General features: G+C 72.2%; 14 protein-coding genes. 7 read left to right on the top strand and 7 right to left on the bottom strand.

What is annotated here, in order from left to right:
• Window positions 1–55: 55 nt before the first annotated feature.
• The 4 genes from BJ969_RS26550 to BJ969_RS26535 form a co-directional block, all read right to left on the bottom strand.
• Entirely contained in the window at window positions 56–1,996 is a 1,941-nt protein-coding gene (locus tag BJ969_RS26550; RefSeq protein WP_184483491.1) for a YhgE/Pip family protein, read from the bottom strand.
• Window positions 1,993–2,685: an ATP-binding cassette domain-containing protein gene (locus BJ969_RS26545; protein ID WP_184483489.1), complete on the bottom strand. Its 693-nt coding sequence runs from the start codon at window positions 2,683–2,685 to the stop codon at window positions 1,993–1,995. The genes BJ969_RS26550 and BJ969_RS26545 overlap by 4 nt, the downstream gene beginning before the upstream one ends.
• A 199-nt stretch (window positions 2,686–2,884) precedes the next feature.
• Window positions 2,885–3,394: a 2'-5' RNA ligase family protein gene (locus BJ969_RS26540; RefSeq protein WP_184483487.1), complete on the bottom strand. Its 510-nt coding sequence runs from the start codon at window positions 3,392–3,394 to the stop codon at window positions 2,885–2,887.
• 21 nt (window positions 3,395–3,415) lie between these two features.
• Window positions 3,416–4,300 (bottom strand): HhH-GPD family protein, encoded by an 885-nt coding sequence (locus BJ969_RS26535; RefSeq protein ID WP_221315947.1) that lies wholly within the window; start codon window positions 4,298–4,300, stop codon window positions 3,416–3,418.
• A gap of 169 nt (window positions 4,301–4,469) precedes the next feature.
• On the opposite strand from BJ969_RS26535, the gene BJ969_RS26530 reads away from it, so the two are divergent.
• The gene (locus tag BJ969_RS26530; RefSeq protein WP_184483485.1) at window positions 4,470–5,099 is read left to right on the top strand and encodes a hypothetical protein; all 630 of its coding nucleotides are present in this window, start codon (window positions 4,470–4,472) and stop codon (window positions 5,097–5,099) included.
• Window positions 5,100–5,262: 163 nt separating this feature from the next.
• On the opposite strand, the gene disA is transcribed toward BJ969_RS26530, so the two are convergent.
• From disA to BJ969_RS26515, 3 genes are all read right to left on the bottom strand, one after another.
• Window positions 5,263–6,342 (bottom strand): DNA integrity scanning diadenylate cyclase DisA, encoded by a 1,080-nt coding sequence (gene disA, locus BJ969_RS26525; protein ID WP_343071604.1) that lies wholly within the window; start codon window positions 6,340–6,342, stop codon window positions 5,263–5,265.
• A gap of 20 nt (window positions 6,343–6,362) precedes the next feature.
• Window positions 6,363–7,739 carry a DNA repair protein RadA gene (radA, locus tag BJ969_RS26520; RefSeq protein ID WP_184483483.1) on the bottom strand — a complete coding sequence of 459 codons (1,377 nt, stop codon included), beginning with the start codon at window positions 7,737–7,739 and terminating at the stop codon, window positions 6,363–6,365.
• A 147-nt stretch (window positions 7,740–7,886) separates the two neighbouring features.
• Complete coding sequence (locus tag BJ969_RS26515; protein WP_343071603.1) at window positions 7,887–8,450, bottom strand: copper chaperone PCu(A)C domain-containing protein; 564 nt, start codon at window positions 8,448–8,450, stop codon at window positions 7,887–7,889.
• Between the two features lie 288 nt (window positions 8,451–8,738).
• On the opposite strand from BJ969_RS26515, the gene BJ969_RS26510 reads away from it, so the two are divergent.
• The 6 genes from BJ969_RS26510 to cysS all read left to right on the top strand — a co-directional run bounded on the left by BJ969_RS26510 (window position 8,739) and on the right by cysS (window position 13,030).
• On the top strand, window positions 8,739–9,227 hold the full coding sequence (locus BJ969_RS26510) for a CarD family transcriptional regulator (protein ID WP_184483481.1): 489 nt from the start codon (window positions 8,739–8,741) through the stop codon (window positions 9,225–9,227).
• Window positions 9,228–9,246: 19 nt separating this feature from the next.
• The gene (ispD, locus tag BJ969_RS26505; protein WP_184483479.1) at window positions 9,247–9,948 is read left to right on the top strand and encodes a 2-C-methyl-D-erythritol 4-phosphate cytidylyltransferase; all 702 of its coding nucleotides are present in this window, start codon (window positions 9,247–9,249) and stop codon (window positions 9,946–9,948) included.
• On the top strand, window positions 9,945–10,427 hold the full coding sequence (gene ispF, locus BJ969_RS26500; RefSeq protein WP_184483477.1) for a 2-C-methyl-D-erythritol 2,4-cyclodiphosphate synthase: 483 nt from the start codon (window positions 9,945–9,947) through the stop codon (window positions 10,425–10,427). The genes ispD and ispF overlap by 4 nt, the downstream gene beginning before the upstream one ends.
• Before the next feature lie 101 nt (window positions 10,428–10,528).
• Window positions 10,529–10,729, top strand: a complete 201-nt coding sequence (locus tag BJ969_RS26495) for a hypothetical protein (RefSeq protein ID WP_184483475.1) — start codon at window positions 10,529–10,531, stop codon at window positions 10,727–10,729.
• Window positions 10,730–10,816: 87 nt separating this feature from the next.
• Window positions 10,817–11,524: an HAD-IA family hydrolase gene (locus tag BJ969_RS26490; protein ID WP_184483473.1), complete on the top strand. Its 708-nt coding sequence runs from the start codon at window positions 10,817–10,819 to the stop codon at window positions 11,522–11,524.
• A gap of 111 nt (window positions 11,525–11,635) precedes the next feature.
• Complete coding sequence (gene cysS, locus BJ969_RS26485; protein WP_184483472.1) at window positions 11,636–13,030, top strand: cysteine--tRNA ligase; 1,395 nt, start codon at window positions 11,636–11,638, stop codon at window positions 13,028–13,030.
• Window positions 13,031–13,032: the final 2 nt, after the last annotated feature.

Genomic DNA, 13,032 nt, shown 5'->3' with positions numbered 1-13,032 from the left:
CCGGGAGGTGGACAGCAGCGCGGCGGCGGAGCCCACCGGTCGGGACGCGCCCGGCTCACAACTCGATCTGCGGGTGCAGCCTGCCGATGGTCCACGTCCGGTGCCGCAGCACCACCAGCGACGTGATCAGCAGGAACCCGACCAGCACGCCGCCCAGCACGATCGCGTCCCAGATCAGGTGCTGCTGCTCCCCACCGGTGAACGCCACCCGCAGCCCGTCGACGAGGTAGCTCATCGGCAGCGCCGAGTGCACCGCCTGGATCGGTGCCGGAGCGGTCTCCAGCGGGTACAGCCCGCCGGAGGCGGTGATCTGCACCAGCAGCAGCGCCAGCGACACCAGCCCGCCGACCGCGCCGAACGCGGCGCGCAGGGCGTGGTTGATCGCGGTGAACGCGGCGGCCCCCAACGCGGTCAGCCCCACCGCGGCGGGCAGGTCCACCGGATCCAGTCCCAGCGCCAGGTCCATCGCGCCGAGCAGCACCAGGCCACCGATCACGCCCAGCGCCGCCGCCGGGAGCCAGCCGCCGATCGCGACCGACAGCGGATTCGTGCGCCCGCCCAGCGCGCGCTGGTTCAACGGCGTGAACAGCAGGTACGCGAACAACCCGAACACCCACAGCGCGATCGCGAAGAACAACGGCGCCACCCCGCGGCCGTACACGTCGGCGGAGTTCAGCGTCGTGGCCCGGACCACCGACGGCGTGCCCAGCTCGGAGGAGGCCCGCGCGACCTCCGTCGGCCCGGCGGGGGGCATCCGGTCGAGGCTGTCCCGCACTTGATCGGCGAGCCGACGCGCGCCGTCATTGAGCTGGCCCGAACTCGTCTGCGCCACCCCGATGTTCGCGACCAGCGTGTTCACGCCGTGGGTGAGTCCGCCGACGCCGCCGGTGAGTTCCGCCGAACTCAGCCGCAACCGCGTCGCGGGCTCGTCGATGTCGCTGACGTCCTGCTGCAGCGGCTCCAGCTCGTCGCGCAGCGCCAACGCCCGGTCCTGCGTGTCGGCGGCGCTGCCCAGCGCGTCCGCCGCCGCGTCGTGGACGCTGGTCGTGGTGGCGGCGAGCCGGCGCGCGTCGGCCAGCGCGGACCGGTACAGCGGATCGCCGCGCAGCTCGGGATGCCGGTTCGCGAGCTGCGCCAGTGTCCCCGCGGAACGTTCCGCTTGGCGCTGCGCCGCCGCCGTGCCGCCGGTGACCGCGTTGAGGTCGCGCACCGTCGCGCCGCTGGTGTCCAGCAGCGCCTCGGTGGTGGCGGGCAGCCGCCGCCCGGTGAACTCGGTGATCGACGACAGCCGCTGGTCGAGCTGCGCGGAGGCGCCCGCGATGTCGCGCACCCCGCCGGAGACCCGGCCGGTGCCGTCCCGCACTCCGGTGAGCCCCCGCGCCAGCGCCCCCGTGCTCTGCTTGTTCAGCTGGGTGCCCTGCACCAGCTGCTCGGAGATCTCCGAGGCGGTGCCGAGCTTGCCGCGGACCTCGCCGAGATCCCCGTACAGCCCCCGCGCGTAGGCGGCGTAGGCGGCGGCGTTGATCTGGTTCTGCAGCTCGTAGCGCGCCGTGTCGGCCATGATCCCCGCCAGGTGGCCGTTGGCGTCGTTCCTGGTCAGCAATACCGCCGGGCGCTGCGGGGCGCTGCGCGTCGAGTTCGCGAGCCGGGTGCTGAAGTCCTGCGGGACCTGGATGGTGAAGTAGTAGCGGCCCTGCTCCAGCCCGCTGCGGGCGGTCTTCGGGTCGACGAAGTGCCACTGGAAGGTGTCGGTGGTGCGCAGCTGCTGGACGAACTGCTCGCCCGCGTTGACCTGCTCGCCGTTGTGGTCGGCGGGCCGATCGGAGTTGACCACCGCGACCGGCATCTCCGACATCCGGCCGTAGGGGTCCCAGTTCGACCACAGCAGCAGCGCCCCGTACAGCAGCGGGATGAGGATCAGCACCGCGGGCGCGAACCTGCGCCACGGGCCGCGGAACCGGCGCAGCTCCAGCCAGGCGAGGTAGATCGCCTTCATCGGACGTCCTCGCCGGTGGCGGTGCTGAACAGCGGCAGCCCGGTGGTGTCGTCGCCGAAGTCGACGATGTTGTACGGCAACCGGATCAGCACGTCGGCTTCGGAAGTGGGTTCGGTCGAGCTGGCCAGCACGGTGATGCCCGTGTCGGCCACGGCCCGCAGCGCCGACCACACCCGGTTGCGCCCGGAGGGAAGCAGCCCGGCGACGACGTCGTCCACCAGAATCCCCGGCGGCTCACCGGCGGTGGCCAGCGCGATCGCCAGCAGCAGCCGGTCGTCCGGGTACAGCTCGTCGATCAGCGCGGCGCGGTCCACGTCCAGGCCGAGCGCCGCCATCGCCCTGTCCACGGCGCGTGCGGTGACCCGCGAGGTGACCCGGCGTTCACGGATGGCTTCGCGGACCCGCAGCCTGCCCTCCAGCTCGAACCCGGGGGAGAGCCGCGCGGGGATGATGGCCCGCCGCACCAGGCTCGCGCGGCGCGGGGCGTCGTCGATCTCGATGCGGCCCGCGACGATCTTCAACCGGCCGGACAGCGCGAGCAGCAGCGAGGTGCGGCCGGTGCCGCCTTCGCCGAGGATCACCGCGAGTTCGCCGGGGTACACGCGCGCGTCGACGTTCTCGAAGACGATGCCCTCCGGGCCGGTGGCGGTGATCCCGCGCGCCACGATGCTCACGCCGTCGACATCCATCTCGCTCCTCACACCGCGTGACAGGCTGCCGGTCCAAAGTGGCCCCTCACCTGGGCAAGAGCAACTCGGGCCGATACCCGCAGTAGTCCACTGTGGATGGAGTGAGTGTGCTGGTCGAAGGGCTGGAACGGCCGTGCCGCGCAGGGGCGGGAAGGCGGTTCCGGATCACCCGTTCCGGGGCTTGCCCGACCGGCCCGCGTCAGCGCGAGACGAGGACCTCCGGCTCGCCGCCGCGGGAATCGAGCACCGCGACCTCGGACACCGCCGCCCGCACCGGGGAGGTCGAGCGCAACGCCGCGAACCCGGCCGTGAGCTGCTCCCCGCTCAGCACCGGGGTGAGCGCGCAGTGCGGGATCCAGGCGCCGGGGAAGTGGTACGCCGACGGGTTCGCCACCTTGCCCGCCAGCACGTCGTGGACCGCCGAGTGCACCGCCAGCAGCTCCGCGTCCACCACGGCGGTCAGCAGCAGCACCGCGTCCTCACCGGGGAACGTGCCCAGCGTGTAGAACCACAGGTCCGGGAGGAACAGCGCGCCGAGCTCCGCGCGCAGCGCCTTGCGGGTGCCCGCCGGGATGGTGCTCGCCGCGGCCAGCGCCACGCTCGGGCGCCCCTCGGTCACCGGAACTCCCGCCGTCGCCACGGAATCGCGCAGCGCGCCCAGCCTGGTCTCGGTCGCGTCGTCGAAGAGCACGGTCAGCGTCTGCGCCACGGTTCGCTCCGTTCGGGTCGGTCAGTGCTCGCCGGGCAGCGCGAACCGGCCGTCCGCGGTCTGCTCCAGCAATCCGTCCACCAGCAGCGAATCCAGGCAGCGGTCGCGCTGCCCGGCGTCGGACCACGCGGCGTCGAGGAGGTCGCGGGTGACCGGGCCTTCCGAGCCGCGCAGCACGTCGAGCAGCTTGCCGCGCACCTGCCGGTCGGTCCCGGCGAACTTCTGGACCTTCTTCGGCGGTCCCGCGTACGCCGGCCGACCGGCGTGCTGCCACGCGCAGTCCGCCGCGATCGGGCAGCGCTCGCACGCGGGGGAGCGGACCGTGCACACCACCTGGCCGAGTTCCATGAGCGCCGCGGACAGCCGCGCCGCGCCGGTGTCGTCGGTGGGCAGCAGCGCGTCCACGTCGGCCAGGTCGCGCTTGGTCGAGGGCGGTCCCGCGTCGCCCGCGCCGTGCACCGCGCGGGCCACGACGCGGCGGACGTTCGTGTCCACCACGGGGGCGCGCAGGCCGTAGGCGAACGCCGCCACCGCGCGCGCCGTGTAGGCGCCGATGCCCGGCAGTGCCAGCAGGGTGTCCACATCGGACGGAACGACGTCGCCGTGGCTCGCCGCGATCGCCCCCGCGGCCTCGTGCAGCCGCAGCGCCCGGCGCGGGTAGCCGAGCTTGCCCCAGGCGCGCAGCACCTCGGCCTGCGAAGCGGCGGCGAGGTCGGACGGCCGCGGCCAGCGCGCCATCCACTCCTGCCAGATCGGCGCGACCCGGTTGACCGGCGTCTGCTGCAGCATGGTCTCGCTGACCAGCACGCCCCAGCCGGTGACGCCGGCCGCGCGCCACGGCAGCGGGCGGGCTTCGGCTTCGAACCAGTCGATCAGTTCGGTGGGGTCCCAGGCGATCGTCGTCATCTCGGCTCCGATCCTGCCAGCACGCGACCGGGCCGGTACCGGCACCCTCGGGCCCGCGCAAGATCACTCGAAGGGGTTACTCGGAGCCACTGATCATCCGGATCAATGCACCTGATCGGGTGCGCTCGCGTTGGGCTTTTCGGCGGTATCGCCGGGTTAGTGTCGGATCGTGCTGGACCCCATCGGACCGCTTCCCCGCGAGGTGTACTGGCGGCGCCGCGCCCTGGCGATCGGCGCGATCTTGCTGGTCATCGCCCTGGTGCTGTGGGGGGTCGCCATCCTGGCAGGCGCCCTGGCTCCGGAGCGCACCGCCGCCGAGCCCGCCCCGCAGGCCGCGCCGCCGCCGGCGCAGCCGCACGGCCCCCCGGCTCCGGCCGCACCGCCGCCCCCGCCGCCGTGCGCCGACCAAGACCTGCGGCTCGCCGCCGAGCCGGTCGACGACAGCTACCCGGCGGGCGAGCCGATCGCGCTGCGCATGGTCCTCACCAACGCGAGCTCGAAGTCCTGCGTGCGGGACACCAACCGCATGCTCCGCGAAATCGTCGTGTCCACATCGGACGGAACCCGGTTCTGGTCGAGCAACGACTGCCAGGTCGAATCCACCAACGAGACCCCGCTGCTCGAACCGGGCGAGTCGGTCCGCAACGAGATCGAGTGGACCGGCGTCTCCTCCACCCGCGACGCCACCCCGAAGCAGTGCGCCGCCGAGCACGACACCGCCGTCGCGGGCGACTACGTCGTCGGAGCCCGCCTGGAAGGCCTGATCAGCCAGCCGGTCCCGTTCAAGATCACCGGCTGACCGCCCGCCTTGATCTCGGCCTGAGCAGCGGGTCGCGCAGCGGCTCCGCCGCTGACAAGTGGAACGACCAACGACGTCGCTCACCTGGAAAGACGAGATCAAAGGCAGGCAGTGGGGTTCCGCCGCCCGGCCCGCCGCTCAAGCCGGGATCAGGGACGGTCGGTCAGAGGTAGTGGTCCGTGGTGGAGGCGTCGGCGAGCCGGATGAGGGCGTCGCGGATGAGGCGAGCGCGGGACTCGTCGACGTGCTCCACCGCGCACAGCTGCGCCACGTCGGCCGCCAGCAGCGCGCGCAGCGAACCGAACTCGGCCACGAGCGCCCTCCTGACCGCGGCCGGGAGCCGCGGAACCCGCGCCAGCAGCCGGTAGCCGCGCGGACGCAACTGCTCCTCCAGGTCCTCGGTCCCGCCCGGATAGCCGAAGGCCTGGGCCACCGCCGTCAGGTCCAATAGCGCCGTCGCGTCCAGCTTCGCCAATGCCGCGTCGACCTGCTCCGTGCTGGGCACCCCGCCCGCCGTCGGCAGGTACTCCTGCACGACCAGCTCCCGGTCCACGTCGATGCCGCCCACCAGCTCGTCCAGCTGCAGCTCGATGAGGCGGCCGTCGCGGCCCAGCTCGATCACGGCGCCCTCGATCTCGTCGGAGATGCGGCGCACCATCTCCAGCCGCTGCACCACGGTCATCGCGTCCCGCAGCGTCACCGAGTCCACGACCTCCAGCGCGGACAGCGCGTGCGTCACCTCGGCGAGCCGCGCGGTGTAGCGCTCCAGCGTGGCCAGCGCCTGGTTCGCGCGGGAGAGGATCTCCGGTGAACCGGACAGCACGTGCCGGTGGCCGTGGATGTACACGCTGATCAGGCTCATGGACTGGCTCACCGAGATGACCGGGTGGCCGGTGTGGATGGCGGTGCGTTCCGCGGTGCGGTGCCGGGTGCCGGACTCGTCGGTGGGGATCGTCGGGTCCGGGACCAGCTGCACGTTCGCGCGCAGGATGCGCGTCGCGTCCGTGGACAGCACCACCGCACCGTCCATCTTGGACAACTCGCGGAGCCGGGTGGCGCTGAACTCGACGTCCAGCCGGAAACCGCCGTCGCAGATCGACTCCACCGTCCGGTCGTGGCCCAGCACGACCAGCCCACCGGTGCGCCCGCGCAGGATGCGCTCCAACGCGTCGCGCAGCGCCGTGCCGGGTGCCAGCCACGCCAGCGTGGCGCGCAGCTGCTCGGGATGGACGCTTTCCGCCACCTGTCCTCCCCGGCTCGGAATCAGCGGGACCGCAGCGACTTCAGCGCGGTCTGCAGGTCCGGCACCACGGTCGCCTTGATGCCCGGCGGAAGCCGGCCCGAGTCCGGCGGCACCAGCGCCCGGTCGAAGCCCAGCCGCGCCGCCTCCGCGAGGCGCCGCCCCACCGCGCTCACCCGGCGGATCTCCCCGGCCAGTCCGACCTCGCCGATCACCACCATGTTCGGCGGCAGCGGCACGTCCAGCGAGGAGGAGGCGATGGCCAGCGCCACGGCGAGGTCCGCCGCGGGTTCGGTGACCTTCATGCCGCCGACCGTCGCGGCGAAGACCTCCTTCTCCCCGGTGCGGATGCGGCCGCGCTTGTCCAGCACCGCCAGCGTCATCGACACCCGGGCCGAGTCCAGCCCGCTGACCGCGCGGCGGGGGATCTGCATCTGCGTGGGCGCGACCAGCGCCTGCACCTCGGCCAGCAGCGGGCGCTTGCCCTCGACCATCACGGTGACCGCGGTGCCGGGCACCGCCGCCTCCTGCCGGTTCAGGAACAGGCCGGACGGGTCGGTGACCTCGGCGATGCCGTCGTCGCGCTGCTCGAAGCAGCCGACCTCGTCGGCCGGGCCGAACCGGTTCTTGATGCCGCGCAGCATCCGCAGCGAGGAGTGCCGGTCGCCCTCGAAGTTGAGCACCACGTCCACCAGGTGCTCCAGCGCGCGCGGCCCGGCGACGGCGCCGTCCTTGGTCACGTGCCCCACCAGGACCACCGGCAACCCGCGTTCCTTCGCCAGTGCCACCAGCCCGGAGGTGACCGCGCGCACCTGCGTCACGCCGCCGGGGGTGCCGTCCACGTCGGGGGACTGCACGGTCTGCACCGAGTCCACGATCAGCAGGCCCGGCTTGATCTGCTCGACGTGGCCGAGCACCGCGGACAGGTCGTTCTCCGACCCCAGGAACAGCTCCGGGTCCAGCGAGTCGGTGCGCTCCGCGCGCAGCCGCACCTGGCCCGCGGATTCCTCACCGGTGATGTACAGCGACGGGCCGCCGGTGCGGGCCGAAGCCCAGCGGTGCGCGACCTCCAGCAGCAGGGTCGACTTGCCGACGCCGGGCTCACCCGCGAGCAGCATCACCGCGCCGGGCACGATGCCGCCGCCGAGCACCCGGTCCAGCTCCGCGATGCCCGTCGGCACCGCTCGCGCCGAGTCGAGGTCGACCTCGCCGATCGGGCGGGCGGAGGTCGACGGCGTCGCCGGGGCCATCTTCGCGAGCGCGGGCTTGGCCGGGGCGGCCTCGTCCATCGTGTTCCACTCGTGGCACTTCGGGCAGCGGCCGACCCACTTCGCGACCTCGTGACCGCATTCGGCGCAGCGGAAGGCGGGCCGGGCGGCGCGGGTGTTCTTGGGAGGCACGATCGCGAGGCTATCCGGCAGCCCCGACGCGCCACGGTCCGACACACGCCCGCGTGTCGGACCGAGGCTGCGACCTGCCGGAACGGGCCCGGACATGCCGAAGGCCGCCCGAAGGCGGCCTCGGCTTCGACGGCTGAGCGCCGGAGATCAGTGGTGCGATTCCTCGCCACCGGTGTCGGGGCGCGGCGTGGAGTCCTCGCCGATCGGCACCTGCACGGTCAGCGGACCGGCCTTCTCGAACACGAAGGTCACCGGGATCGTCACGCCGGGCGTGATGTCCTGGGTGAGGCCCTTCAGCGTGATCGAGACCTCGCGCTGCTGGGTGCCGCTCGCGTGCGCGTTGTCCGCGCCGTAGGCGTGCAGCGCGGTCCGCGAGGGCAGCGTCCGCTCCTTGCCGACCTCGACCGAGCCCGCGAAAGTGCTGTTGACCTGCACGAGGCGGTCCAGCTCGCCGGTGTCGTTGATCAGCACGCCCGCGAGCGGGGCGGACGAACCGGCGGCGTAGCGGGCGCCGCTCTCGGGGAAGGACAGCGTCGCGTTGCGGACGCCGATGCCGTTGGCATCGCCGCTGCCGCCTGGGACGGCGGCGACCTGCGTGTCGGTCTCGGTGACCTGACCCGCGCTGCAGCCGGCGAGTGCGACGACGGCACCCAGGCCGAGGGCGGCCGAGGTCAACCGCACGCGAAAGGTGTGGTGCTGAGGGCGGCTCACGGTGGCAGTGTCCTTCCTGATAGCCGGACGACCGCGATGGAGCTTAATGGTCCGGTTCTCGTGACCAGTAGGCAGACCCCACATCGGTTCCCGATCCCGGGTCGTGAACCGTGTTCGGAGGGTGTCCACAGTGGATCAAACGGGGGCGCCGGCTACCCTCCGGATGCACGCCCGGAGGCTGTTTGTCAACCCCCGATCGCGTCCTGACCTGCGACGACACGCGGGAGCCGGTCGAGGCTCGGTTGCCGCGCATGCTAAGCTGGGCGCAGCGAAAGGGGCAGAGGACACATGGTTTTCAAGGTCGGAGAGACCGTCGTCTACCCGCATCACGGCGCCGCGCTCATCGAAGCAATAGAGACCCGTGTGATCAAGGGCGAGGAAAAGCAGTACCTCGTCCTCAAGGTCGCGCAGGGTGATTTGACCGTTCGCGTTCCCGCTGACAACGCCGAGATCGTCGGTGTTCGGGACGTCGTCGGTCAAGAGGGTCTCGATCGAGTCTTCGATGTGCTGCGTGCCCCGCATACCGAGGAACCGACGAACTGGTCCCGGCGGTACAAGGCCAACGTGGAGAAGCTCGCCTCCGGCGATGTGAACAAGGTGGCCGAAGTGGTGCGCGACCTCTGGCGGCGCGAGAAGGACCGTGGCCTGTCCGCGGGTGAGAAGCGCATGTTGGCCAAGGCGAGGCAAATACTGGTCAGCGAATTGGCACTGGCCGAAGGAACCGACGAGGGCAAGGCCGAGTCCCTGCTGGACGAAGTTCTCGCCACGGCGGTGTGATCGGCGGGTCCTGCTCAACGTGAACGTGGTGGCTCTCGTTCCGGCTGCCGGGCGCGGTGTGCGCCTCGGAGCCGGAATGCCGAAAGCGCTGGTCCCGGTATCGGGTGAATCCCTGCTGGTGCGCGCGGTCCGCGGTCTGCTGGACTCCGGCCGCGTGCACCGCGTGGTCGTCGCGGCTCCTCCCGACCAGGTGGAGGTCGTGGAACGCGATCTCGGCGAGTTCGATCCGGCCGTGGTGCACGTGGTGCCCGGTGGCGCGGATCGCACCGAGTCGGTCCGGCTCGCGCTCGCGGTCGCCGAACGCGTGGTTCCCGATGCCGATGTGGTGCTCGTGCACGACGCGGCGCGTGCGTTCACCCCGGCCGTCGTCATCACCGACGTGGTGGACGCCGTGCGCGCAGGTGCCTCCGCGGTGATCCCGGTGCTCCCGGTCGCCGACACGATCAAGCAGGTCGACGCGGGCGGCGCGGTCACCGCCACCGTGGACCGCTCGCAGCTGCGCAGCGTCCAGACCCCGCAAGGCTTCAGCCTCGACGTGCTGCGCGCCGCCTACGACGCGGCGGGCGACGCCGCCACCGACGACGCCGGGCTCGTCGAACGCATCGGTGGCGAGGTGCGCACCGTGCCCGGCCACCCGCACGCGTTGAAGATCACCACCGCGTTCGACTTGGCGGTCGCCGAGTCGGTGCTGGCGGTCGAACCGATCGGAGAACCCCGGTGACCGCACCACTGCCGAAGATCGGGCAGGGCGTCGACGTGCACCCCGTGGAAGCCGGCCGCGAGTGCTGGATCGCCGGGCTGCTGTGGCCCGGAGTCGACGGGTGCAGCGGGCACTCCGACGGCGACGTCGCCTCGCACGCGCTGTGCGACGCGCTGCTCTCGGCGGCGGGCCTCGGCGACCTGGGCGCCGTGTTCGGCACCGGCGACGACCGGTGGGCCGGGGCGCACGGCGCTGAGCTGCTCACCGAAGTGCTCTCCCGGATCACCGCGGCCGGATATCAGGTCGGCAACGCCACGGTCCAGGTCATCGGCAACGCGCCGCGCATCGGCAAGCGCCGGGACGAGGCGCAGCGGGTGCTCTCCGACGTGCTCGGGGCCCCGGTGTCGGTGTCCGGCACGACCAGTGACGGGCTCGGGCTGACCGGACGCGGCGAGGGCGTCGCCGCGGTGGCCACCGCATTGCTCTTCTCGGTGGCTTGACCTGCGGATTCGGTTAATTCCGCGCCACCAGGGGGATAAGTCGGGGAAAGCTCGGGGTGCGCACCCTGGCCGTGGCGCTCACCCGGGGTCATGCTCGACCCATGGTGATCGAACGCAATCGCTGGGTGCGCAGGACCGTGGTCGGTCAGCCCTTGATCGCTTGGCCCTGCTCGATGCTGCTGTGGGCGGGTGGCGGTCCCGCCGCGCTCAGCCTCGCCGCCGTCGTCCTCTGGATCAGCACCGCCTCGTGCGTGTTCGGCATCGTCGCGCCGATGTACCGGGACGACGCCGGGCACTGCTGAGCGGGTGGTGAGCGCCGCGACCGGTCGCGGCGTGAGATCGGCCGCGATCTGCGGACCATGCCGGTCGCGGCCAGTACGGTGGGTTCCGTGAGCTTGCGCGCGGTGTTCTTCGACTACTCCGGCACGTTGTTCCGCTTGGAACAGGACGAGACCTGGCTCGCCGGGCTCACCGACGGCAGCGGGGATCCGCTGGACTTGGAGGCGCAGACGGAACTGCTGCGCAGGCTCACCGCGCCGACCGGCAACTCGGTGCGGATGGAACCGGAGTTCCTGGACGCCTGGGAGCAGCGCGACCTCGACCCCGCGATGCACCGCAAGTCGAACCTCGAAGTGCTGCGGTTGTCCGGAGTCGGCACCTCGGAGCAGGCCGAGGCCCTCTACGGCCGGCTCGTCGACCCGCTGTCCTGGACGCCCTACCCGGACACCGCGCAGGTGCTGCGCGACCTGCGCGAAGCGGGCGTGCTGATCGGAGTGATCAGCAACATCGCGTTCGACATCCGCCCGGCGTTCGCGAAGCTCGGCGTGCTGGACCTCGTCGACGAGTACCTGATGTCCTACGTCGAAGGCGTGATCAAGCCGGACCCGAAGCTGTTCCTGCGCGCCTGCGAGCGGATCGGCGTGGCGCCGGAGGAAGCGCTCATGATCGGCGACAGCGAGGAGGCCGACGGCGGGGCCGCCGCGGTCGGCTGCGCGGTGTCCATCGTGGAACCGCTGCCCACCGCGCAACGACCGGATGCGCTGCTCGCGGCGGTCGCCGAGCACGGCGTGCTGCCCGCGCCCACGACCGGAGCATGATCGGCTGAGCCCGCTCCGAGACGGTCCGACCAGGAGAGCGCCGCTAGCCAAGCCTTGACGAGAAGCCCCCTGTCGTGGTTCACGATCGAGGTATCCCCGTACCATCGAGGCGTGAGCCTGCACCTGCATGACACCGCGACCCGCACGACGCGCGAATTCCACCCGCGCTGCGACGGAGTGGCGTCGATCTACGTCTGTGGGGCCACCGTGCAGGGCGTGCCGCACATCGGCCACGTGCGCAGCGGGCTCAACTTCGACGTGCTGCGCCGCTGGCTGCTGCGCACCGGGTACGACGTGCGGCTGGTCCGCAACGTCACCGACATCGACGACAAGATCATCAACAAGGCCGACGAGGCGGGCCGCCCCTGGTGGGAGTGGGCCGCCACGCACGAGCGCGCCTTCGAGAAGGCCTACGACCAGCTCGGCTGCCTCCCGCCGTCGGCGTTGCCGCGCGCGACCGGGCACATCGGCCAGATGGTGGAGCTGATCCAGCGGCTCGTCGACAAGGGCCACGCCTACTGCGCGGGCGGCGACGTCTACTTCTCCGTCGGCTCCTTCAGCGAGTCCTACGGGCGGCTGTCCGGCCAGCGCCTCGACGAAGTGCAGCAGGGCGAGGCCGCGGCGGGCGGCAAGCGCGACCCGCGCGACTTCACGCTGTGGAAGGCCGCGAAGCCCGGCGAGCCGAGCTGGCCGACGCCGTGGGGCGACGGCCGCCCCGGCTGGCACCTGGAGTGCTCGGCGATGGCCACCTACTACCTGGGCGGCGAGTTCGACATCCACGGCGGCGGCCTGGACCTGGTGTTCCCGCACCACGAGAACGAACTCGCGCAGTCCAACGCCGCCGGCGACCCCTTCGCGCGGTACTGGCTGCACAACGCCTGGGTGACCATGAGCGGCGAGAAGATGTCGAAGTCGCTCGGCAACACCATGAGCATTCCCGCGGTGCTGCAGCGCGCCCGCGCCAGCGAGCTGCGCTACTACCTGGTCGGCCCGCACTACCGCTCGACGCTGGAGTTCTCCGAGGAAGCGCTGCAGGAAGCGGTGGCGACCTACCGGCGCATCGAATCCTTCGTGCGCCGCGTCGCCCAGCGCACCGGCGGCGTGGAACCCGGCGAAGTGCGCCCCGAGTTCGCGGCGGCGATGGACGACGACCTGTCCACCCCGCAGGCGCTCGCGGCCGTGCACACCGCGATCCGCGAGGGCAACGCCGCGCTCGACACCGGTGACGACCAGGTCGCGCGCACCGCCGCGGCCTCGGTGCGCGCCATGACCGATGTGCTCGGCCTGGACCCCCTCGCCCCGCAGTGGGCCGAGGAATCAGGTGCCGACGACGCCGCGCGCCGAGCACTGACAGAGCTGGTGGACGGCCTGCTGGAGCAGCGGCAGAAGGCTCGGGCGGAGCGCGACTTCGCCACCGCCGACCTGCTGCGGGACCGGCTGCTGGCTTCCGGCGTCGCCGTCGAGGACACACCCGACGGTCCGATGTGGACACTCAAGGACGGGTGACG

Origin of the sequence: Saccharopolyspora gloriosae, from assembly GCF_014203325.1 — a bacterium.
Taxonomy (GTDB): domain Bacteria; phylum Actinomycetota; class Actinomycetes; order Mycobacteriales; family Pseudonocardiaceae; genus Saccharopolyspora_C; species Saccharopolyspora_C gloriosae.
Note: the sequence above shows the minus strand (reverse complement) of the source record. Positions and strands in the feature narration are given on the sequence as shown.

What these genes read in the sequence shown, in the direction of transcription:
- BJ969_RS26550 (WP_184483491.1), bottom strand. Translation starts at nt 1,996, where the DNA reads ATGAAGGCGATCTACCTCGCCTGGCTGGAGCTGCGCCGGTTCCGCGGC.
- BJ969_RS26545 (WP_184483489.1), bottom strand. Translation starts at nt 2,685, where the DNA reads ATGGATGTCGACGGCGTGAGCATCGTGGCGCGCGGGATCACCGCCACC.
- BJ969_RS26535 (WP_221315947.1), bottom strand. Translation starts at nt 4,300, where the DNA reads ATGACGACGATCGCCTGGGACCCCACCGAACTGATCGACTGGTTCGAA.
- BJ969_RS26510 (WP_184483481.1), top strand. Translation starts at nt 8,739, where the DNA reads ATGGTTTTCAAGGTCGGAGAGACCGTCGTCTACCCGCATCACGGCGCC.
- BJ969_RS26495 (WP_184483475.1), top strand. Translation starts at nt 10,529, where the DNA reads ATGGTGATCGAACGCAATCGCTGGGTGCGCAGGACCGTGGTCGGTCAG.